At 33.3% G+C, this 21,550-nt stretch carries 21 protein-coding genes; 10 read left to right on the top strand and 11 right to left on the bottom strand.

Annotated elements, in window-relative coordinates; genetic code table 11:
* Positions 1–5 precede the first annotated feature (5 nt).
* Positions 6–704, top strand: coding sequence for a transglutaminase-like domain-containing protein (locus C1Y58_RS04580; protein ID WP_105614797.1), 699 nt, complete (start codon positions 6–8; stop codon positions 702–704).
* 59 nt (positions 705–763) lie between these two features.
* Here C1Y58_RS04580 and C1Y58_RS04575 read toward each other — a convergent pair whose 3' ends face one another.
* Together C1Y58_RS04575 and C1Y58_RS04570 are read right to left on the bottom strand one after the other, a co-directional pair.
* Entirely contained in the window at positions 764–1,369 is a 606-nt protein-coding gene (locus C1Y58_RS04575) for a TetR/AcrR family transcriptional regulator (protein ID WP_105614796.1), read from the bottom strand.
* Between the two features lie 17 nt (positions 1,370–1,386).
* Positions 1,387–2,448 carry a 4Fe-4S dicluster domain-containing protein gene (locus C1Y58_RS04570; protein WP_105614795.1) on the bottom strand — a complete coding sequence of 354 codons (1,062 nt, stop codon included), beginning with the start codon at positions 2,446–2,448 and terminating at the stop codon, positions 1,387–1,389.
* 216 nt (positions 2,449–2,664) lie between these two features.
* On the opposite strand from C1Y58_RS04570, the gene C1Y58_RS04565 reads away from it, so the two are divergent.
* A complete protein-coding gene (locus tag C1Y58_RS04565; RefSeq protein WP_105614794.1) occupies positions 2,665–3,498 on the top strand; it encodes a patatin-like phospholipase family protein in 834 nt (277 codons plus the stop codon).
* Here C1Y58_RS04565 and C1Y58_RS04560 read toward each other — a convergent pair whose 3' ends face one another.
* Together C1Y58_RS04560 and C1Y58_RS04555 are read right to left on the bottom strand one after the other, a co-directional pair.
* Complete coding sequence (locus C1Y58_RS04560) at positions 3,499–4,065, bottom strand: GNAT family N-acetyltransferase (RefSeq protein WP_157949950.1); 567 nt, start codon at positions 4,063–4,065, stop codon at positions 3,499–3,501.
* A gap of 449 nt (positions 4,066–4,514) precedes the next feature.
* On the bottom strand, positions 4,515–4,784 hold the full coding sequence (locus C1Y58_RS04555; protein ID WP_105614792.1) for a CD3324 family protein: 270 nt from the start codon (positions 4,782–4,784) through the stop codon (positions 4,515–4,517).
* A gap of 360 nt (positions 4,785–5,144) precedes the next feature.
* On the opposite strand from C1Y58_RS04555, the gene C1Y58_RS04550 reads away from it, so the two are divergent.
* Positions 5,145–5,846: a DUF421 domain-containing protein gene (locus tag C1Y58_RS04550; protein WP_105614791.1), complete on the top strand. Its 702-nt coding sequence runs from the start codon at positions 5,145–5,147 to the stop codon at positions 5,844–5,846.
* A gap of 81 nt (positions 5,847–5,927) precedes the next feature.
* On the opposite strand, the gene C1Y58_RS04545 is transcribed toward C1Y58_RS04550, so the two are convergent.
* From C1Y58_RS04545 to hypB, 7 genes are all read right to left on the bottom strand, one after another.
* A complete protein-coding gene (locus tag C1Y58_RS04545; RefSeq protein ID WP_105614790.1) occupies positions 5,928–7,151 on the bottom strand; it encodes a DUF3302 domain-containing protein in 1,224 nt (407 codons plus the stop codon).
* A gap of 122 nt (positions 7,152–7,273) precedes the next feature.
* Positions 7,274–7,678, bottom strand: coding sequence for a hypothetical protein (locus C1Y58_RS04540; RefSeq protein ID WP_105614789.1), 405 nt, complete (start codon positions 7,676–7,678; stop codon positions 7,274–7,276).
* A gap of 9 nt (positions 7,679–7,687) precedes the next feature.
* Positions 7,688–8,137, bottom strand: coding sequence for a LytTR family DNA-binding domain-containing protein (locus C1Y58_RS04535; protein ID WP_105614788.1), 450 nt, complete (start codon positions 8,135–8,137; stop codon positions 7,688–7,690).
* 554 nt (positions 8,138–8,691) lie between these two features.
* Positions 8,692–9,618 carry a DUF5692 family protein gene (locus tag C1Y58_RS04530; RefSeq protein WP_105614787.1) on the bottom strand — a complete coding sequence of 309 codons (927 nt, stop codon included), beginning with the start codon at positions 9,616–9,618 and terminating at the stop codon, positions 8,692–8,694.
* 54 nt (positions 9,619–9,672) lie between these two features.
* On the bottom strand, positions 9,673–10,014 hold the full coding sequence (locus C1Y58_RS04525) for a hydrogenase maturation nickel metallochaperone HypA/HybF (RefSeq protein ID WP_105614786.1): 342 nt from the start codon (positions 10,012–10,014) through the stop codon (positions 9,673–9,675).
* 30 nt (positions 10,015–10,044) lie between these two features.
* Positions 10,045–12,819 carry an FAD-dependent oxidoreductase gene (locus C1Y58_RS04520; RefSeq protein WP_105614785.1) on the bottom strand — a complete coding sequence of 925 codons (2,775 nt, stop codon included), beginning with the start codon at positions 12,817–12,819 and terminating at the stop codon, positions 10,045–10,047.
* Between the two features lie 4 nt (positions 12,820–12,823).
* Positions 12,824–13,489: a hydrogenase nickel incorporation protein HypB gene (gene hypB / locus C1Y58_RS04515; RefSeq protein WP_105614784.1), complete on the bottom strand. Its 666-nt coding sequence runs from the start codon at positions 13,487–13,489 to the stop codon at positions 12,824–12,826.
* Positions 13,490–13,827: 338 nt separating this feature from the next.
* Here hypB and C1Y58_RS04510 point away from each other — a divergent pair, with 338 nt between their 5' ends.
* From C1Y58_RS04510 to C1Y58_RS04480, 7 genes are all read left to right on the top strand, one after another.
* Positions 13,828–14,814, top strand: coding sequence for a helix-turn-helix domain-containing protein (locus C1Y58_RS04510; RefSeq protein WP_157949949.1), 987 nt, complete (start codon positions 13,828–13,830; stop codon positions 14,812–14,814).
* 10 nt (positions 14,815–14,824) lie between these two features.
* Positions 14,825–16,042 carry an FAD-dependent oxidoreductase gene (locus C1Y58_RS04505; RefSeq protein ID WP_157949948.1) on the top strand — a complete coding sequence of 406 codons (1,218 nt, stop codon included), beginning with the start codon at positions 14,825–14,827 and terminating at the stop codon, positions 16,040–16,042.
* Between the two features lie 68 nt (positions 16,043–16,110).
* Positions 16,111–16,611 (top strand): peptide-methionine (S)-S-oxide reductase, encoded by a 501-nt coding sequence (locus C1Y58_RS04500; RefSeq protein WP_105614781.1) that lies wholly within the window; start codon positions 16,111–16,113, stop codon positions 16,609–16,611.
* A gap of 211 nt (positions 16,612–16,822) precedes the next feature.
* The gene (locus tag C1Y58_RS04495) at positions 16,823–17,839 is read left to right on the top strand and encodes a Gfo/Idh/MocA family protein (RefSeq protein ID WP_105614780.1); all 1,017 of its coding nucleotides are present in this window, start codon (positions 16,823–16,825) and stop codon (positions 17,837–17,839) included.
* Between the two features lie 203 nt (positions 17,840–18,042).
* Positions 18,043–18,957, top strand: a complete 915-nt coding sequence (locus C1Y58_RS04490; protein ID WP_105614779.1) for an ABC transporter permease — start codon at positions 18,043–18,045, stop codon at positions 18,955–18,957.
* A gap of 11 nt (positions 18,958–18,968) precedes the next feature.
* Positions 18,969–19,847, top strand: a complete 879-nt coding sequence (locus C1Y58_RS04485; RefSeq protein WP_105614778.1) for a carbohydrate ABC transporter permease — start codon at positions 18,969–18,971, stop codon at positions 19,845–19,847.
* Positions 19,848–19,888: 41 nt separating this feature from the next.
* Entirely contained in the window at positions 19,889–21,520 is a 1,632-nt protein-coding gene (locus tag C1Y58_RS04480; RefSeq protein WP_105614777.1) for a type 2 periplasmic-binding domain-containing protein, read from the top strand.
* Positions 21,521–21,550 lie beyond the last annotated feature (30 nt).

Raw genomic sequence — 21,550 nt, 5'->3', positions numbered from 1 at the left:
ATTTCATGAATCGATATTTAAAAGAAACTGAGTTATTAGATTATAATAGCAGTACTATTTTAGAACTTATTGAAGAACGGGGATGGCGTCACCAGACTAACAAAATGAAGATTAAAAATATTTACGTTTACGTTAGAGATTCTATCAAGTTCGGTTATAATGAGGACGATAATATTCCTTCTTCACAAGTATTAAGGGATGGATATGGTCAATGCAATACAAAGGGGATACTCTTTATGGCGTTGTTAAGGGCTGTAGGAATTCCTTGTCGTTTACATGGTTTTACTATCAATAAGGAACTCCAAAAAGGGGCTATTACTGGTATATGGTATGCTATTGCACCAAAGGAAATCATCCATAGTTGGGTTGAAGTTTATTTTAATGATCAGTGGTTTAATATAGAAGGCTTTATCTTGGATATTCCATATTTATCGTCACTTCAAAGAAAATTTAAGAATTGCTCTGGTGGTTTTTGCGGTTTTGGGGTTGCTACAGATAATTTCACCAATCCACAGATATTTTGGGATGAAAATGATACCTATATTCAAAAAGAAGGTATTAATAGGGACTTTGGTATTTTTGATGACCCAGATACATTTTTTACAGAACATCAGCAAAATATGAGCTTTATAAAGAAATTCATGTATCGTCATCTAATTCGCCATAGTATGAATAAAAATGTAATAGCCATACGAGGATTATAGAAAGGCTCAATTAAAAGAGCTATTAGTCTAAAGAGTTAAACTAATAGCTCTTTTAAATATCATTGATTAAAGATACCACTCTTTATAATCTCTAACTTTATATTAAAGTTATTTAATGATTCATCTACTGTTTTAGATTGATTCAACACTTCAATAATGGCTGTTTTCATTGTATGCGACATTAGATCCATAAAAGCATTCCTTTGTTCTTCTGAAATATTTGCTAGATTAGATTTTTCTAATAACTCTTTAACTAGAGGATTAGTTTTTAAATCATTTTCTACTTGCTTATCAAGAAGCATTAATGCAATTGGGCTTTTAGCAGTATTATGGAGAATTTTTGCTTTATCTGATAAATCATCAGGATGAACGTCAATTACATCTAATTGTTTTTTTGCAATAGTACTAATGAATTCAAAAATATTCATAGGTGCTGATTGTATACGCTTCATTTCAGCTCTTCTTATATTGCTTACAATATATAAGAATAAATCTTCTTTATCCTCAAAATATTGATAAAAGCTCCCCCTGGCAATTGAGGCAGAATTAACAATATTTCTTATAGATACCTCTTCAAATGGAACACGGCAAAATTCTTCAATACCTGCCTCGTAGACCCGCTTTTGTTTGGCGCTATCGAGTTTAAAAAAAGTTTCGCTTGGCATACTTATCTCCTTAAACCTTATTTAGAAGTTTTAGCTTTAGTAAACTTCTCCTTTAACTTATTATAACCTATTTTGCTGTTGGAGAAAGGACAAACTTTTATGCAAACCCCACATCCACCAGTTTTACAGAAATATGGATAGCATTTTTCACGATCAATACAGGCAATACGATCAGGTACATCACTAGCGTGCTTTATATATGTCTTCTTATCACTATAAATAGCACCAGCAGGACACTTCCTTTCACACTGATGACATTGATCACAAAAATTTTGTACCCAATCATGATGATGATTATCGGTAAAAGGAAAGAGTGGGGTATCGATAAAGACAGTTGAAATCCTCAGCCTAGTTCCAAATTGTGGTGTTATCAATAGACCACTATGACCTATTCTACCCAATCCGGCTTTTTCTGCAAGAGGTGTTGTATCTACAATACCTCCCATTGGATGACTGGCAATGCATTTGATGTTAAACTCTTTTTTTAACCAATTCGCTAGATCATTAGTTGCTTTTCCTAGAGTATTATAAACACGCATGACCTCATAATTAGCTTCAATTTTAGGTGCTTTATTTATTAAGTCTTCATTCATCTCTTGAATACAAACAAGAGCATATCTAAATAATAGGGCTTTACCTTTAAAGATATATTCAGAAGGTACTTCTGTAAAACCAATAACAACTTGATGATTCTCCCACGCATAATCTTTAATTTTATTCCAGATGGCGTTATTAGGAAAATTCTTCATATGATCTTGACCTGTAGGTGAAACAGAACCTAATGACTCAAGTTCTTTCACATAGTTCTCAGCATCACTAAAGTTTTTCTTCATTCCTGACATGATACCAATTATGTTGGGAGCCATTTCTTTTAATGTTTTTAATCCAGATACGATTCCATCTTTCTTTATGTTACCCCTTGGTCCTTGAGCGGGGGTACCTTGGCAATTATTTCTATAAGATTCAGAATTGAAATATGAAAAACCTTGTTCTACTGCGTATTCATGTTCATTAACAATTTGATCAGGATATTGTTTAATTCTTTCCATATGTCGAATTTCAAGTTTACTATCTCTCATTGATGTCTTCACCTCTTTATGACACGTGTCATTTTATATTATCATTATAATGACACGTGTCATATTTGTCAATGATTTTTCCTAATTACTTATAAAGATTGATGAGAATAGAAATATATGTTATTATTTTTTTGGAAATATTTAGACAAGTGTCAGCTCATAATAGTTAAGTAGATGCATTATTATTTTTAAATCAGAGATGGAGAGAGGTTAATTATGCAAGGAGAAAAAACAGCACTCATTGTAGAAGGCGGTGCCATGCGAGGTATATTTGCAGCAGGGGTTTTAGACAGTTTTCTAGAAAATAATTTTGATCCCTTTGATATGTATATAGGTGTTTCAGCAGGTGCATTAAATCTTTCATCTTACTTAGCAAATATGCATGGGAGAAATTACAATATCTTCATGAATTATACTGCCAACAAAAATTGTATGAGTATAAGTAAATTTCTAAAAGGCGGACATTTTCTTGACTTAGATTGGCTTTGGGAACGTACAATTGAAGAATGTCGATTAGATTTAAATCGGATCTTTAAGGATGATCCAGAATATTTGATTGGGATCACTGATTGTGATACTGGTACAATTAAATACGTTATACCTGATAAAGACAATCTTGAAGGATATTTAAAAGCTTCAAGTGCTATGCCTATAGTCTACAGAAATGATCTTTGCTTTAATGGTGTGAGATATATTGATGGTGGATTAGCTGAACCTATCCCAGTGATAGAAGCTCATAAAAGAGGTGCAACAAAGATAATTGTCATACGCTCCAAACCACCTCATTATAAGATGAAACCAGCGAGTAAGGTCACTAAATGGGTCTTTAGAAAAATGCCTAACGTTAAGCTAGCTATAGACCAAAGAAAAGAGCGCTACCAGAAAGCAATTGAGTTTATTGCTTCACCACCAGAGAATGTTAAGGTATACGATATCTATCCAAGCTCTGATTTTGCAGTATCACGATTTACTAAAGATAGGAAGTTACTAGAGCAAGGTTATCGTATTGGATTAGAAGAAGGAAAGAGATTATTGGAAAGTTGGGAGTAATTAATACTCCCTTTTTTTAAATTCATTTTCTATAATGCTCATAACAATAGCATCATGATATTGATGATCAAAATAGAGATAGTCTCTTAGAACCCCCTCTTTTTTAAAACCTATGCTTTCATAGACATGAATAGCTCTTTCGTTAAAAGAATAAACCTGTAATTCAATCCTATGTAGATTGTACATACCAAACCCGAAATCAAGTGCTAATAACAGGGCTTCTGTACCAAATTTTTTATTATAGTTTTTTTCTTGAAAGATTGCGATTCTTGTGCTGGCACATCTGTTTTTCGAGTCTATATTATTAATAACAACCTCACCAACAATCTCATCATTTTCCTTATTCACGATAAAGAAGTCAACTCTTGAATGATCACTGCAAATATCGCTGATATAATTAGTTACCCCAACTTTGGTAATAGGTATTTTACTACCAGTATATTTACAATTGTCAAAGCTAGCCTGACCTAATAATTCATAATATAGGTCTAAATGCTGTTCTTCTATTGGAATTAAAAAAACGTTTTTTGATTCTAAAAATCTTAATTTTTCATTGAGTTGATTCATTTTAACCTCCATCAATTAAAGTAAGTAATCTATAAATATAATTCTAATAATCTATATCCATAATTTAAAGGTAAAGAATGCTACGGTATAGTTCTTTATAAATAAAAAAGGCACTCCCTCTAGAAGATTATCATTTTCAAGAGGAGCACCTATGCTTTAGATTAAAGATCTTTAGCTAGTATTCAGTTGATCTCATAAGGTTTTAAAATAAATGCAATTTTTGATATTGAATGATCAAAAACTTCTTCTTCAGAAATATTATCTACTAGAATAAAGGTGATAAATAGCAGAGTTCTTTGAAGACCATAAAAGTGGATCAATTCCTAAAATAGGAAAAGTTAATGACAAAATAAAAATGATCTATTAAGAAGTTTATTTTCTGAAAGATATAAACAAGGGCAATTCCCCTAGAGAGGATTTAATATCTAGGAGGTAGTTGCCCTATAAACTTATTCACTTTTGGTATATATTATTTTTTTAATACTATCCACTGATAGAAAATACTCTTTAGACAGGTTCGCTATTGTATTTCCATTGCTATACTTATTACGAATAGCTTCATTTCGATTATTGAGATATTCTCGGCTACCTGACTTTTCTCCCCAACCCTTTCGCTTTTCGGCTTGAGAAGGTATATAGACATAGCCTCCTTGAATATATCCTTGAATTTCTTTGATTAAATGATCGGGTAAGATCTTTTTTGCATTGATATAATTCATTTAAAACTCCGCTCCTTAAAATTGTATTGGATTATTAAGGAAACAAAGTCTGTTTATATGTTATCTAATTAAAAGGCGATATTACTACTATATACCCCTACACAACTATCGCCATTGTAGTATCTACAGACTTTGCGTAGAGTTTTATTTCTTTTAAAAGCTTTAATCTTATTATTCATTTTTAACACTCCTTATTATTATGATTATATGAAAAAGGTATGAGTGTGTCAATTAAAACATCCTACCTCAAATAGGGCGTAGAGTAATTTAATAAAACTATCCTTTGGAGGAGTATTTTCATTTAGATTAGTAGAAAATAAGATTTATAAATAATCATGCTACAAAAGAGGAGCAGTTAATATGGATATATACATTACAATTGGATTTAGAGTAGTAACAATAATGCTTGTATTATTAATTTCTGCACTTATTATTTCAGGGAGGCGTACTATTGGTGAACTACCTGTTTTTGATTTATTGACAATTATAGTAATAGGATCAATTACTGGGGCTGATATTGCTGAACCCGACCTTCCTCATTTCCATATTATTTTTGCTATTGTTATGACTTTTTTATTCCAAAGAATTATGAACGTTTTTTATTTGAAATCAAAGACTTTTAGAAAATTAACATCATTTCAACCAATTATTGTTGTTCAAGACGGTAAGATGGTTTATGAGAATATAAAGAGCATTAAGTACTCCATTGATGAAGTCCTTACTCTATTAAGACAAAATAATGTTTTTGATATTAATGAAGTGAGATACGCTATCTTAGAACCCGATGGGGAACTGTCTATATTAAAAAAAAGTTTTGCTCAACCTCTAGTGAAAAAAGATACAGACTGTCAAATTGAACAAGAGGAACTAACCTATACCGTTATTCTAGACGGTAAATTAGAAAATAAAAATTTAAAAGTTATTGGCATAAACAAAGATGAAATGCTTAAATTAGTGAAGAAGGAAGGCTATAATGACTATGGCGAGATATTCTTTGCTTCAATGGATAAAAAGAAGAATATCTATATTTCACCCTATAATTTTAAATCTGACGAAATTTAATAAAGTCTTACATTAAAGAATAATCAAAGAATCTTGAATACCAGCGTCTTCAAGATCCTTTGATTTTCGGTCAATATTGGCTTAATTCATAGCATCAAATCGATATAACGGTACATCACCATGTTCTGGAATTATGAAAAATGTTTGATTATCATTTAAAAATCCAGCTGCTTCACTTCGTACAGGAATAGCAACTTTCTTTGGTAATCTACTAAATGCATTTGACCAATCTTCATTTACGTCTCGCTCATAGATATAAGCATTTGTGTAAGTTAGGACAATTGCTTTTTTACCATCTGCGGATATATCAAAGGATGTTGTTTTACCATTGTTTACACCTTTTGGATAATGAGTAATCGTCTCAAATATATCTGGTTGAGGGACTGTCGTAATTTCTGTTACAAATTTTGCTTCAACAAGATCATCAGTTACCTCACTAGATACTTCTGGTAATGGAATACTATATAGTCGATGTGGTACATCATATTTACTTATGAAAAGAATTTCATTACTTGTTTCATCAATCGCCATCGACTCACAATTTCTAGGACCATCTTCATATTGAAACCTCATATGCCAAGCAAGATCAATGTTTGTCTCACCTTGCCCTGGCACAACTTCTGGTTCAACAACTCCATACAAATTATAGTATTGTCTCCCCCCCTCATTGTCACCAACATCTGCAATAACAATGTATGGTATATCATCAATCTCATATGATGCCATTGCTTCCCAGTCATTCATGGTTACGCCATCAATTCTAAATGAACCCATATCTTCACCATCAAGTCCAACTGCATATAGTAATTCTTCATTATTACTGTCATTATGAACCCAGAATAAATCATCTCTGCGATGTGAACGGCTAATACCACTTGCTTCAACTATAGTATCATTTTCAATTCTACCCAGTAATTTAGCCTCTTGATATGAAGCTTCCTCCAATAATGTTGCATCTACCGTTTGCTGCGGAGGAATAACAAATTGCATAACACCGAATGTTGAAAATACAAATATCCCGATTACAACAGTATGAAAAATCATACTCACTGGATGTTTTTTTAAATTTTTTACTATTCTCTTTAATGAATCGTCATATGGCATCAAGACAACCATTAAAGCAACTACCCACAATAATCCAAAAGAAATTAATCCACACCAACTAAGAACCTTAATTAATCCACTTCTTGAATGGTTTCTCTTTTGAGCAATCTGATTTGGCATGTTAATGAATTTTATTACCAAATACAATCCTGTAATTAATAAACTTGCAAATAATAAATTTGCAACATCACTTAATAACATATCTAACCTCCATTACATTTAATAATTCTTTCATACAAAACCTCCTAACTCAATTCTAGTTGAGTTAGGAGGTTTTGTACTTAAATCTTTATAAGTTGCCATATACACCATTTGAGATGCATTTACTCTAGATGAGTTGTGTTCATCTTTATAATATCCAACTGTTTGTTTACTTGATCATGATTATGTTTATAGACTTGATAATTAACTTGATCCAAGATTATTCCACTAATAATCGTTAACGCAACTACGTATAAATGATAGCCATTAAACTGTCCAGTAATGTATCTAAGCAATAACATAAATAGTACACTAACTGGAATTGTAATCAACAAACGTCCAAATAGTCTAATCTTTTTTCTCGTTAACATGTAATAGTATAATCTTTCAATTACTGTACCTAGAAGAATAACAAAAATGATGATTGATAAAAATCTAGGGAGTCGATGAGGCATTAAATAAAAAAGATTAATTAAGTATATAAAAATACCAACCAATAGGTACTTGAATAACATTTCTTTTCTCATATTGTCCTCCTATAAGCCTAGCATGGCTTTAAAGCCACGATAATATGTTCTAGTTACATCAATTTCGTCACCATTAATCATCTTTAAAATATACTTTGACCCAATCCATGGTATGATTTCTTCAATCTTTAAAATATTGATGATATAAGACTTGTTGACACGAATAAAGGAATGTTGAAATAACATACTCTCTAACTCATAAAGTTTCTTTTCCACTTTGTAACGACCCTCTCTAGTTATACAAAAAACATCATTACCAATCGCTTCGAAAAAGACTATCTCAGATCTTTTTATTACCGAAATACTGTCATGAACTTTACCAGAAAAGTATTCTCTATGATACATATCCCTCTCACTTAGAATAAGATTCGCCTGTTCATCTATAGTTATTTGATGTTGTTTCAACGTTTCTGTCAACACAGCTCTTGATTTTTCATTACAAATCAATTTCACTTTCATTATACACACCACCTGGAACCATTATACGATAGATTAATTTGATTCAGCAACATTATTTTGTTATCAAGTAAACTAGATAGTTATTATCACATGAAATCGATTTTAAAATACTAAGATTATTAAAAGAAAACTTATTAAATCATATACAATCAAAGTAGATGCCAATAAACAAGGACTTATTATAGCATTTGTAACATTGTATATAAAAGGAAATGATCACTATCGCTTAAAACAATTTGCAAACGAATATGAGGAAATAAAAGAGGCTTATAGAGTTAGTGGTGATGCTTGTTATAAATGGAAGTTAAAGTTTTGAGTCATGATCGACTCATGAAATATGCGACCAGGTTCTTAAATATGAAAATTATAATGCAAATATAGTAGTAGTTGATATTATAAAAGGATAAATAGAAACTGCCGCTACCAAATACTTAAAACAGTACTCTAAGCAACGGCAGTTTTAAACATTAATATGGTAATGAGATGTGGCTTAATTTCACGAAGTTAGGAAATTATTGTACAATTACTATACACATATATATGTAGAATTATACTTATAGGTTATTGACTGACATGCTTTTCTTATAATATTTTGTAAAGGAATATATTTCTTCTTTCAGTGGATTCTTTCTATCCCTTATGATGATGAACATCATATAAGCGAATACGCCTACATTAAATATAAATGCTATAATACTTATGGTCATCAAGCCACTTACGTTATATGCAGGCAGTATTTGAAATAGCTCATTTTGTTGATAATCAATGGACAAAGAGAACATGGCATAAAAGGATAGAATTTGAGCTCTGTGCTGAAGCCACACCCCTCTTTTAAATATATATTCTGCAATGAGTGCAGCTAATAAGATACCAAACCCAGCATACATTGACCGTGTTGAAATACAATTGTAAACATAAGCAAGATTCCATAATGTATAACCGATAATATACATCCAGGTCATATCTGGCCAAACCATATCTCTTGATTGATCTCGTGATACTTTGATACCTACAAATCCTGTTAAGGTCACAATACATAGAATTCCTGCTACTGCATTCAGAATATTCCAGACGCCACCTTGGATAAGGATTCCTCCCGCATCGACTTCCAATATTTTATAGGTTGCAAATACTTCAAATTCTCTATATACCGCTTCTGCAATGTTCAGTGATAAAATGGTTACAGGAAATATAGCAGCAAATTTTCTTTTGCCCAGTCTGGTGAATCGGATTAGCAAAAAGCCGTAAACACCTATTAATGCAGATACGACCTTAACCCAACCAAACCATGTTCTTCCCGTTGGTGAACCCAGTACACCAATGAATACCAATACTGCCAATACTACAGGGAGGACACAGTACACCGCTATGGATAGTACTTTTGATCTTCTGGTAACCTCATTTACTCCTAACAATACGGCTACAAATAAAATAAATATAACAACACTACCTACTGTTAAACCTTCAGGTACTAACCCCATGATAAAACCTCCTTTTTCAAACCCCTCTTATTGATTAAGCACGTCGTAATTTTGTTAACATGCTACAATTTCTTTGATGTTAAATTCTTGTCCTGAGATTAACTCATAATCATCCCCACGACATTCAGGACAGATTTTTCGATGTTCTATGATATTATAGACTTCATTGCAAGTTTTACATTTTGCATTGGCTGGAAGGACAATGATCTCCAACTTTGTGTCTTCATAGGCAGTTTCACTAACTGCTGCTGGATAGCATTCTTCAAGAAATCTAGGAATAGCCTGAGATAATTGTCCAACCTCCAATACGATTTTATCGACTTTTATTAGTTGATTTTCCTGTACGAAGCGATCAACGATGTTAATAACTTCGTAAACGATACCTAATTCATGCATGACACGATACCTCAATTTCTTTGGATTATATCATCTTGTTTCTGTAAAAGGATTGATTTTGTTGACCATAATTTTGACTTTTCTACCTACAGCTTTCTTGATGACAGCCTTCGGCAAGTTTTCAATTTCAAAGCCTTTTACATCATGAACTTTTTCAAGCTTTATCGCATCAAATTTACACTTCAGTGTACATGCACCACATCCAACACATAAGTATTCATCCGTTTTAGTGGCACCACAACCTAGGCATCTTGCGGTTTCTTTCTTAATTTGTTCTTCAGTTAAGATACCTCTTAAGTCCTTAAAAGTTGTTCTTGATACATTACCATCTACATGACCAATTCTTTGTCTTACGGCACCATCATATCCTTGGGGTTCAGCTAGGTTATCTTTATCAAAAACCTTATAAGAATGTGTATCTCTACCAAATATCAGTGACTGACCTTTTTGCACAAATCTGTGAATAGAGACGGCAGCCTCTTTACCTGCTGCTATGGCATCAATGGCAAGTCTTGGACCACTGGCGACATCTCCACCTGCAAAAATATCAGTTTTTGAACTTTGAAGTGTAACGGTATTAACGTCAATGGTATTCCGATTGGTTAGTTTTACATCTTCACCTTCTAGCAGATTTCCGTAATTGAAAGTTTGACCTACTGATAATAACACATAGTCACATGTAATGATTTTCTTATCTGTTTCATCAAACTGTGGATTGAATTTGCCATCAGTATCGAATACTGAAAGACAACGTTTGAATTCAACACCTGTGACCTGACCTTTTTCTGTTATAATCCTTGTTGGACCCCAGGAATTGTTGATGATCACATCTTCCTCTAATGCCTCTTTGACTTCCTCAGCATGAGCAGGCATATTCTCTCTTGCTTCCAAGCAATAAATATCTGTTTGTACAACACTCTTTAGCCTAGCAGCAGATCTGGCAACATCAATAGCAACGTTACCTCCACCGATGACAGCTACTTTACCTTCCACCTTGGTTGCTTCTGATAAGTTAATTGTTCGAAGAAAATCCACTCCGCTTATTACTTCACTGGCATCTTCGCCTTCTAGCCCTAGTTTTCTACCTGACCCGGCACCTATAGCAACATAGAATGCATTAAAACCTTTGTCTCTAAGTTCCCTAATGGACACATCTTTTCCAACTTCAACACCAGTTTTGAACTTAACACCCATTTCCCTTAGTACATCAATTTCTGCTTCTATCACATCTTTTTCCAGTCTATAGGATGGTATTCCAAATGCTAACATGCCACCTGGTTTATTTTCTTTTTCGAATACGGTGACATCGTACCCATCAATGGACAGATCATATGCACATGTTAACCCAGATGGACCTCCTCCGATAATGGCAATCTTTTTGTCACTGTAGTCATGCCTTTTTCTCGGTATGTAACGAATATTTTGGTTTAAATCCTGTTCTGCGATAAACTTCTTGATATCATCAACGGCAACTGCTTCATCAATATCACCACGAGTACAGTCTTCCTCACATAATCTTGGGCAAACACGTCCACAAACTGCTGGAAGTGGATTATGCTTTTTAATCAATTCTAAGGCTTCCGTATATTTGCCTTGAGAAGCTAGCTTAACATAACCTTGTACAGGAATGTGTGCAGGGCAATTGGTAATACATGGGGCTGTTCCAGAGTCTAAAGTATTCTTTCTGTTAACTCTGTAATCCCTGTTCCATCTATCTTCTGACCACTCTGTATTTCTAGGTGTTACTTTAATTATCTTTTCATCGATTGGTTCTTTGGAGCATAGTTTTTGTCCAAGTCTTAAAGCATTTGTTGGACAAACATCTACGCACTCGCCACAAGCAACACATTTAGACTCATCTACGACTGATTTATAATTGGATCTTACAATATCATTATTGACATACTCATTGGCAAGTCTCATAGCATAGCAACCACATCCACAGCAGTTACAAATGGCATGGGTGTGTCCCGGCTCATCTAAATTTGGAATAGAGTGCATCAAACCATTATCTTCAGCTCTTTTTATAATCTCAAAAGCTTCATCTCTAGTGATTTCCCGTCCACGTCCTGTTTTGATGTAGTACTCAGCAGCATGACCTAATTGAATACACATTTCTTCTTTTAAGTGGCCGCAACCTTCTCCCATCTCTTCACGAGAGGTTCTACAGGAACAATCAGATACAGAAAAAACATTAGCTTCGTTTAAATGTTTTGACAATTCTTCATAGGTAGCTTTTCTCGAATTTCCATCAATAGACCTTTCAATAGGCAGTACACGCATGGGACCTGCACCAACGGGCATGATGCCAGCTGCCATAGGACCTCTTTTACTTCCAAAATAGTAGAAGGCTTCAGCCACTTCTGGATGTTTGGCAACCAGTTCTTTGTTGTTATTAATCATTTCCAAGTGACCTGGGACAAAGATATCTTGCCAATACATATCGACTCCTTCGATTGTATTAACAAAGGCAACACCAGCCCAAGCGATATAATCCAATGCTTCTTTTACCTTATCGTATGGCTCACCTGATGTGTTGACAACATCTTCTGCACTCAGTTTTTGACGGAATTCCAAATGCAATGCAATTTTCGCTTGATATTCATTAAGTATAGGAGCAAGTGCATAGTATTCAGGACCAAAAGGAATTGCCTCCCTGCCCGTTCCAGCCTTTGTTCTTCCGATTTTGTTTGCAAGATCTAGGATTTCTTGTCTGTACTCTCTACCATCCACATCTCCCCAAGTTAAAGCAAAATTAAAACGTTGTGACTTATTAAAATTAGTTTTTCCTTTCTTTTTCCCCATTGATTTACCCCCATTTTTTTAGCTCTTCTCTTATCCAATCTGCCCACTCTCCAACACCTTCGCCAGTTTTAGCTGAGATAGGAAAAATCACAATATCTTTGTTGAGTTTTCTTACTCTTTCTTCAAGTAAATCCATTCTGAAATCAAAGTGTTCCATAGCATCGATTTTATTGACGATTAGTACATCCACTTTTCCAAAGATTTTAGGATATTTTAAAGGTTTATCATCGCCTTCTGGAACACTTAATATGGCTACATTTTTCATTGCTCCAGTATCATATCCTGCTGGACAGATTAAATTACCGATGTTTTCTAAAAAAACAAGATCTAATTCTTCTACACCTAATTCATGAATACCTTGTTTTGTCATCGTAGCGTCTAGATGGCACAATCCCCCTGTGTGCAATTGAATAGCTTTTGCTCCTGCTTCTTGAACAGCTTTAGCATCCACATCTGAGTCCACATCCGCTTCCATAACACCTATTTTCATCTCATCCTTTAATGCTTTAATCGTACTCACAAGTGTCGTTGTCTTTCCACTGCCTGGTGATGACATGATATTAATGAGATAAGTATCTAATTTCTTCAAGTCATTTCTTGTCGTTTCAGCAACTTTTGCATTATCTTCGTGGATATTTTTTTTGATTGTAAAAACTTTTAATTCATTCATTTTAGACCTCCACCAACTGATTATATCTTGATTATAGCAAGAGATAAAAGCCTCAACAATGACGATGTTTTTTGCGAATTTTTAAGGCATTTACTTTGCCGAAGTGTTTACATATCATAAATGATTGTAATCTCTAAATAATCAGATTAATTTTGACATTTTTATATGAACAAATTGTAAACAGAATACCAAACTAAATTTTTTTATAATCAGCATTTGATAGTTGGATTCGTTTTTAGTTATTATTTTAATGATTGAAAGAACACATTTAGGATGGTAAAATGTAATTGTATATTTTCTCTATAAAAATATACAATTCTCAAATAATGGTGATTGTTATGCACAAAAATCTTAAGTTTAATATCCTATCAGAAGGCCAAATTAATGGAGTAAGTGCGACTTGTCGAAAATATAATATTTCAAGAACCATTTATTATCGTTGGTTAAAAAGATATAAAGCTGGAGGTATTGACGGTTTAGACGATATTAAGAAAGATTTTGTACCTATAAATAAAACAAGCACTAAGATAGAGAATGCATTGCTTAATCTATTTAAGACATATCCGCGTTATGGACCTAAGGCGATTAAGTATCTGTTGGAAGAAATAGGATATAACATCAGTGAATCAGCAGTTTTTAATGTTATGAAAAGACATAATCTAACGAATAAGGAGAGTAGAATTAGATTCGCAAAAAAGAAGGAGAGTAATATTACTAATATTCTTCCGCCTTTAAGTGAGCTAAATAGCGGAGAATGCTGGCTATTATGGACAACGTATTATGGGAATTTTGAAAACGTTGGTAACATCTATGAATATACTATATTAGATGTGAAGAGTAGGATAGCATGTTCTAGACTGTATCAAGATATGTCCTTTGATAATTTTGAAAATCTGTTAACTGCTGTAGCAATACCAGTGGCACAAACGCTGAACTTTACTATAAAATATTTATGTTTTTTTCAAGATTCAAAGATCATAAAACAAAGCAGAAACATCATGAATTCAATGATAAGTAAAATTGTTCAAGATAATGGACTTGATGTAAAAATACATATTCTAAATTCCAATGATGCCATGGGAGAAATCGATGGATTAAGAAAGCAATATACAGAAAGTTGCCTAACATTTCTGATGCCACTTATTTATGAAGGTTTGTCATTTAATGATCTTAAAATCCGATTTCAAAAAAACATACGAGCATACAATATAAGCAACAAAGTAACATACGAAAATGAGATATGTTCTCCTATTGAATACTATAATAAATTATCGGATAATCAGCTTATTTTGCCTTTATGGGCATATATTGATAGGCAGTACTAGAGGGGGTTTTATGAAAGTAGCCATTATTGGAGCGGGTTTTAGCGGCATGCTTGCAGCCTATTTATTAGAAAAAGAAGGAATAGAGGTTACAGTTTATGAAAAACAGGAACATATAGGTGGTCATTGTAGAACATTTGCAAGTAAAGATGTATACACTGAGCTTGGAACAGTTTTCTCCTTCACTCAGCAAATCAAAGAATTATTAATTGAACTGCAAGTTGACTATACAGAACGTTTCACTTACAGAAACTTTGTTGATGAAAATTTTAATAATGTAGAACACATGTCTAGAGAAGATGTGATTTTACTAATGAAAGAAATGACTAAACTTCAAAAGATTTTAGAAAAATATTCTACATCACTTCATACAGTTAATTACAGCTATATTCATGAAGATTTACTGATTCCATTAAGCAAATTTCTCAGAAAACATGATCTAAAGATTATATCTCAAGTCATAGCACCTCACCTTTCATCCTATGGATTTGGAAATATATGTAGTACACAGGCTTATTATGCATTTAAGGTATTTAGCGTAGATACCATATACTCTTTTATTCGAGGAGATAAGCTTTTGTTCATTAACAGAGGCACCTCAGAGCTCATTAAAAAGTTTAGTCAAAACATAACGGATATAAGATATTCTATAGAAGTTAATAATGTAGAAGTCGTTGGTAACAAAGTAAAAGTAGAAACAACCTTTGGTTCTGACCATTACGACAAAGTACTTATTACTACAAAACTGCCTAGAGACGTCATTAAGGATGATTTATATAATCAATTAATGAAAAAAATTGATACAAATCCATTTATCACATGTGCCTACGAAGTAAGCAACAAAAACTTAGTAACAACATACTATAAAGCCAACCTGGGTAAAAAAGATAAAATACAGTTTTTCCATACTTTTAAACAAAACAATAGAACCATACTTGTTGCTTATGCGTATGGAACCGTCCAAAGGGATTTAGTCACAGGCATAACAGATGATATTCAAAGATCAGGAATTCATGTAAAACATTTGATAACAGCTAAACAATGGTACATATTTCCTCACTTAAAGGAACGTCATCTGACACAAAATTTTTATAAGGACATTAATGAAAGACAAAAGATTAGTAATATTTGCTTAATCGGTTCGCTGGTATCTGAACCTGCAATAGCCAATTTATATCTATCAGTTAAGAATTCTGTTAGTGACATATTAGAGGATTGCAATACTAAATGATTAATGTTTTATCTTCCAAACAACATTGTCATATCGGTACAACTGTTATCATTAATTGGAGGTGTTTTATGGAAGTAGTTTATTTTGCAGGTGGATGCCTTTGGGGTGTACAAGCATTCAGCAAGACTTTGCCTGGGGTAGCTACTACAGAAGCAGGAAGAGCAAATGGAAAAACAAACACACTGGAGAGTGAATATGATGGTTATGCGGAGTGTGTTAAAACTGAATTTGATCCAAGTATAGTAGCCATTGAACAACTCATGGATTATTTCTTTGAAATAATCGATCCCTATAGTTTAAATAGGCAGGGAGAAGATATTGGTGAAAAATACCGTACTGGTGTATACAGTAACAATCCAAAACATTTAGAGGAAGCAAAGGTATATATTAATAAAAGGAGGGATTGTGATAGAATTGCTGTAGAGGTGTTACCTCTAACAAACTATGTGAAAAGTGCTGAAGAACACCAAGATAGATTGGCTAAATTCCCAAACGATTACTGTCATATCCCTAAAAAGAAATTAGAAAAATATAAGAATATGAATAACGATAACTTAGAACCGAATTAATATACATTGTTAGAGGTTGATGAAAGGTGCTGTCTCATAAGTTGAGACAGCACCTTTTGTTTTGTAATGAATTCTTTCTTCTAAAGATAGCTTCAAGTGGATGAGAACATAGCTACAAAAAAAGATAAAAAACTATTTAAAACTGTTTTGGTTTTATAGTATAATGAAATATAATAATTAGCAATTAAATAAAACCAAAAGGAGATGTAAAATGAATAAACTAAAAGTCGGGGTAGTTGGATTAGGTAAGCTGGGATATTTACATGCAAAGAACGTATCAAGGAACATACATAATGCAAAATTGGTAGCTGTATGTAACAGAAGTCAAGAATCATTAGATAAAGCTAAATGGGAACTTGGTGTGGAACGCGTCTATCGAGATTATGAAAAAATGATAACAGATGGATGTATTGAAGCTGTATGCATTGTATCTCCAAGTACATTTCATTATGACCATATTGAGATCGCAGTTAAACACAATATACCAATATTCTGCGAAAAACCACTTGGAACGAGCTTATCACAAATCTATAAGATTCAGAACATTTTATCTGAGAATGAATATGAAAGACCTTTTATGTTAGGATTTATGAGACGATTTGACCCATCCTACACAGATGCTAAACGACTCATTGATGAAGGGGCAATTGGTAAGCCTTTTATGGTACGGTGTTATGGCTTGGACCCTATAAAATATGTTAAGACTGCAGTACCTTTCTCCCAAAGTAGTGGAGGTCTCTTTTTGGATATGATGATTCATGATATAGATTTAGCGAGATGGTTTATGAATGATGAGGTTAATAGTATTTATGCGGCTGGTGACTGTTTTGTTGAAGAAGGATTTAGAAGATATGATGATATCGATAATGGGACAGCCCTGATGCGGTTTCGCAATGGTGGAATGGCATTGTTCTTTACAAGCCGTACTTGTTTTCATGGGTATCATATAGAAACAGAGATTGTAGGAACAAAGGGAAGCTTAAGAGTAGGTAGTAATCCAAATAAGAATGAAGTGGTTTTATACAATGAATTAGGTGCTACCCTAGGATTTAAAGATTATTTCATGGATCGTTTTCAAGATGCTTATTGTAATGAATTGCAGGAGTTTGTTAATTGTGTCATTGATCAAAGGGACCCAAGTGTTGGAGTATTAGATGGTGTTAAATCTACTGAAATCGCATATGGTTGTATTCAATCATATCGAGAAGATAAACTGGTAAGATTGTAATAATCAAAGAACTAACAATCTCGTAATGAGATTTTTAGTTCTTTTTTAGTTTCAAATGTTATTATGATGTCTTTAGAATAGATAGATTCGGATACAGTAAATGTGTAAGAGAGTGAAAGATTTCATAAGAATGTGAAATTTAAGCTGATAACTGTTGGTGCTATACTTGATTTAGAGTTGAAGAAAGGAAGAGAGGTAAGAGGATGGCACAAAATAATTCTTTGACGAAAAGTTTGAAGAAACACTATGTACACATACTTATGCTATTACCTGGATTAATAGTTGTTCTATTATTTTGTTATGGTCCTATGTATGGGGTTCTAATTGCTTTTAAAGATTATAAGATGACAAAAGGTATTTTAGGTAGTGATTGGGTAGGTCTTAAGTATTTTATGCAAATGTTTAAGAGACCACAGTTTATAAATGTATTATGGAATACGATTATCATAAGTTTTTCAAAACTTTTATTTGGTTTTCCTGTACCTGTAATATTTGCCTTGTTGCTCAATGAGATTAAGGGGATGAAATTTAAGAAAGTTATCCAAACAGTTAGTTATTTACCACATTTCGTATCATGGGTTGTATTAGGTGGTATTTTTATTAACCTTTTAAGTTTAACAGGTCCAGTAAATGAAATTCGACAGTTAATTGGATTAGAGCCTATTATTTATATGGCTAGAGAAGAACATTTCAGAAGTATCTTAATTATTACATCTATTTGGAAATCTTTTGGATGGGGATCTATAATTTATTTTGCAGCCTTATCAGGTGTAGACCCATCACTTTATGAAGCAGCAACTATTGATGGGGCTAATCGATTCCAAAAGGCATGGTACATATCAATTCCGTGTATTTCATCTGTTGTGATTATAATGTTAATACTTAACATGGGTAATATTCTTAACGCAGGTTTTGATCAAGTATTTAATATGTATAATCCAAGCGTTTATTCTGTTTCAGATATCATTGATACTTATGTTTATCGAGTAGGCTTAGAGAAGATGCAATATAGTTTTTCTACAGCAGTTAATTTGTTTAAGTCTATAATCGCATTAGGTATGGTGCTGACTGTCAATAGAATTGCTAAATTTGTTGATGAAGAACATACGTTGTGGTAGGGGGGGATAGGATGAAGAAGAAGTTACAAACTTTTGATTATTTTAATATTGTGTTTATGATTTTACTTGCATTTGTTACATTATATCCATTTTGGAATCAGGTAGTTGTATCACTTTCATCAGCAGAAGCCCTCGCTGCTAGTAAGCTATTGCTCTGGCCTAAAGAATTGACACTAGCAAGCTATAAACTAGCTTTTGAGTATAAGCTTTTATGGTCAGGTTACAGAAACACAATTATCAGAACTGTTATGGGAGTTGTAATTGGTGTATCTTTAACAGCATTGGTAGCTTACCCACTATCTAAAAAGGACCTTCCTTTTAAAAGAGTTTTAACAGGGTTATTTCTATTCACGATGATATTTAATGGTGGTTTAATTCCCACATATATGCTGATTAAGAAGCTAAATCTTATGGATACATATTGGGCATTGGTTTTACCCACTGCTGTTTCTGCTTTTAACGTTCTTATCATGAGAAACTTCTTTATGCAAATTCCTATAAGCATGGAGGAATCAGCTCATATTGATGGAGCAGGTCCATTTGGGATTTTTTGGAGTATTATACTTCCTTTATCAAAACCAGTGTTAGCAACCGTAACATTATGGATTTTGGTATCTCATTGGAATGATTGGTTTGCTCCCTATTTATATATTCGAGATACGAATAAACAGGTCTTGCAAACAGTATTGCGTAAAATAGTTATCGAAAACAATGAATCTGAACTCAATATGATTAAGAAAACAGGGTCATTGAGAAAAGAAGACATTTTTTCAGGAGAACAGCTTGAAGCTACAATGACCATGCTAGCTATTTTACCCATGATGATTTTCTATCCATTTATTCAAAAATATTTTGTTAAAGGTGTTTTTGTAGGTTCAGTAAAAGGTTAATCCTTTATTGATAAACAATCATATAATTATGGAGGTGCAGTATGAAAAAATTATTTGCAACTATATTAGTACTCAGCTTAAGTGTATCACTACTAGGGGGATGTAGTGAAAAAGCAGAGGAAAATTCAGCTAGTGTAGAGGGATCAGAAAAAGCAACCAGTACTGATAATCAAACTAGCAATGATGAAGTTACTGTTGATATTGGTGATAAAAGTGAAACCATCGCCTTAGATATCTGGACAGGTAACCTAGAGTATATGAACGATGATACTTTTGCTAAAAATTGGCTTGAAGAACGCCATAACATTGAGATTACTTACAAAGATTGGCCGACAGATGAGCAAATTCGTCTTATGATTGCTACAGATGAAATCCCACAATGGTGGCAAAATGTAACCTTAACCGATTACCAAAACTATGTGGATGAAGAAGTTATTCGAGAAATACCAATGGAGTACATTGAAAAATATGCCCCAAAATATTTAGAATGGATTTATACTTTCTTTGATGACCCATGGCAATACTACCGTCAGGATGGTAAAATATATTCGATGCCTTCGCCATGGACTTTGGGAGCTTATAATAAAGTAATTGGTATACGTAAAGATTGGATGGAGAATGTAGGTGTTAGTGAAACACCAGAGACTTTAGAAGAATTAGAAGCATTATACACAAAGTTCAGAGATAATGATCCAGACCAAAATGGTGAAAAAGATACTTATGCTTTCACAGCAATAGGTAGTGATGATGAAGATAAGATGTTCTTTGAATCATTTGGTATGGTGTTTGGTGCCTTTGACGTATTTCCTAATACATATCAAGTGAAGGATGGAACTTATGTAAGGGGTGAAATCTTACCTGAGGCTAAAGAAGCTTTAACGGTACTTAATCGTTGGTATGAAAATGGTCTTATTGATCCAGAGTTCATGGTCTATAAGAAAGAGAATATGCGTAAGAGTGTTGTAAGTGAGCGGGTTGGCTCCTTGGTTGACGGTTGGTACCATTTCTTACCACCAGAAGCTTTTTACGGAGGATATTATGTAGAAAACATGAAAGGTACTGAAGCACAGTGGGAAATCATTGCTGCACCTGAAGGACCTAATGGAGATAGCGGTTTGATGCAAACCAACCCATTATTCAATGCAGGTTTTGTATTTGGTAAAAATACAACAGATGCTGAAATGGTGCGTATTTTACAAGTTATCAATGATTCTGCCTTTAACCAAGAAACATTTATTACATTGTTAAAAGGTGAAGAAGGCATAACTTATAATTATGATGAGGAAGATGGTTTTGTATGGATACCACCTTATGATGATCAAGTAAAACGTCGAGAGTTTGGTATAGAGTTAACAGCAGGTGTTACAATAGGTGGATGTTTCAATGATTATGAGTTACAAAAGCCTATCAACACATTACCTAGGTATTTAGATGATCGTGCAGCAGCAGAAGCATTAGCTACTGGTAAATACGATCAATTAGCATCTGTTATCAAACCTGTATGGTCTGAAAACGAAGATCATCTAACTCAAATGACACTTGAGAATTATATTAAGTTCATTATTGGAGACCGTTCATTAGATGAGTTTGATGATTACGTACAAGAATGGTTAAATGCTGGAGGACAGGAAGTCTTAGAAGAAGCAGATGCATTCTATAAAATGTATAATTAATAGTGCTACAATGAAAAGAAAGGGCTGTCA

This window comes from Vallitalea okinawensis (assembly GCF_002964605.1).
Classification (GTDB): Bacteria; Bacillota; Clostridia; order Lachnospirales; family PQDH01; genus Vallitalea_A; species Vallitalea_A okinawensis.
Note: the sequence above shows the minus strand (reverse complement) of the source record. Positions and strands in the feature narration are given on the sequence as shown.

Bases quoted from the DNA above. Each gene is read 5' to 3' on its own strand.
- C1Y58_RS04580 (WP_105614797.1), top strand. From the start codon at position 6: ATGAATCGATATTTAAAAGAAACTGAGTTATTAGATTATAATAGCAGT.
- C1Y58_RS04575 (WP_105614796.1), bottom strand. From the start codon at position 1,369: ATGCCAAGCGAAACTTTTTTTAAACTCGATAGCGCCAAACAAAAGCGG.
- C1Y58_RS04570 (WP_105614795.1), bottom strand. From the start codon at position 2,448: ATGAGAGATAGTAAACTTGAAATTCGACATATGGAAAGAATTAAACAA.
- C1Y58_RS04565 (WP_105614794.1), top strand. From the start codon at position 2,665: ATGCAAGGAGAAAAAACAGCACTCATTGTAGAAGGCGGTGCCATGCGA.
- C1Y58_RS04560 (WP_157949950.1), bottom strand. From the start codon at position 4,065: ATGAATCAACTCAATGAAAAATTAAGATTTTTAGAATCAAAAAACGTT.
- C1Y58_RS04555 (WP_105614792.1), bottom strand. From the start codon at position 4,784: ATGAATTATATCAATGCAAAAAAGATCTTACCCGATCATTTAATCAAA.
- C1Y58_RS04550 (WP_105614791.1), top strand. From the start codon at position 5,145: ATGGATATATACATTACAATTGGATTTAGAGTAGTAACAATAATGCTT.
- C1Y58_RS04545 (WP_105614790.1), bottom strand. From the start codon at position 7,151: ATGTTATTAAGTGATGTTGCAAATTTATTATTTGCAAGTTTATTAATT.
- C1Y58_RS04540 (WP_105614789.1), bottom strand. From the start codon at position 7,678: ATGAGAAAAGAAATGTTATTCAAGTACCTATTGGTTGGTATTTTTATA.
- C1Y58_RS04535 (WP_105614788.1), bottom strand. From the start codon at position 8,137: ATGAAAGTGAAATTGATTTGTAATGAAAAATCAAGAGCTGTGTTGACA.
- C1Y58_RS04530 (WP_105614787.1), bottom strand. From the start codon at position 9,618: ATGGGGTTAGTACCTGAAGGTTTAACAGTAGGTAGTGTTGTTATATTT.
- C1Y58_RS04525 (WP_105614786.1), bottom strand. From the start codon at position 10,014: ATGCATGAATTAGGTATCGTTTACGAAGTTATTAACATCGTTGATCGC.
- C1Y58_RS04520 (WP_105614785.1), bottom strand. From the start codon at position 12,819: ATGGGGAAAAAGAAAGGAAAAACTAATTTTAATAAGTCACAACGTTTT.
- hypB (WP_105614784.1), bottom strand. From the start codon at position 13,489: ATGAATGAATTAAAAGTTTTTACAATCAAAAAAAATATCCACGAAGAT.
- C1Y58_RS04510 (WP_157949949.1), top strand. From the start codon at position 13,828: ATGCACAAAAATCTTAAGTTTAATATCCTATCAGAAGGCCAAATTAAT.
- C1Y58_RS04505 (WP_157949948.1), top strand. From the start codon at position 14,825: ATGAAAGTAGCCATTATTGGAGCGGGTTTTAGCGGCATGCTTGCAGCC.
- C1Y58_RS04500 (WP_105614781.1), top strand. From the start codon at position 16,111: ATGGAAGTAGTTTATTTTGCAGGTGGATGCCTTTGGGGTGTACAAGCA.
- C1Y58_RS04495 (WP_105614780.1), top strand. From the start codon at position 16,823: ATGAATAAACTAAAAGTCGGGGTAGTTGGATTAGGTAAGCTGGGATAT.
- C1Y58_RS04490 (WP_105614779.1), top strand. From the start codon at position 18,043: ATGGCACAAAATAATTCTTTGACGAAAAGTTTGAAGAAACACTATGTA.
- C1Y58_RS04485 (WP_105614778.1), top strand. From the start codon at position 18,969: ATGAAGAAGAAGTTACAAACTTTTGATTATTTTAATATTGTGTTTATG.
- C1Y58_RS04480 (WP_105614777.1), top strand. From the start codon at position 19,889: ATGAAAAAATTATTTGCAACTATATTAGTACTCAGCTTAAGTGTATCA.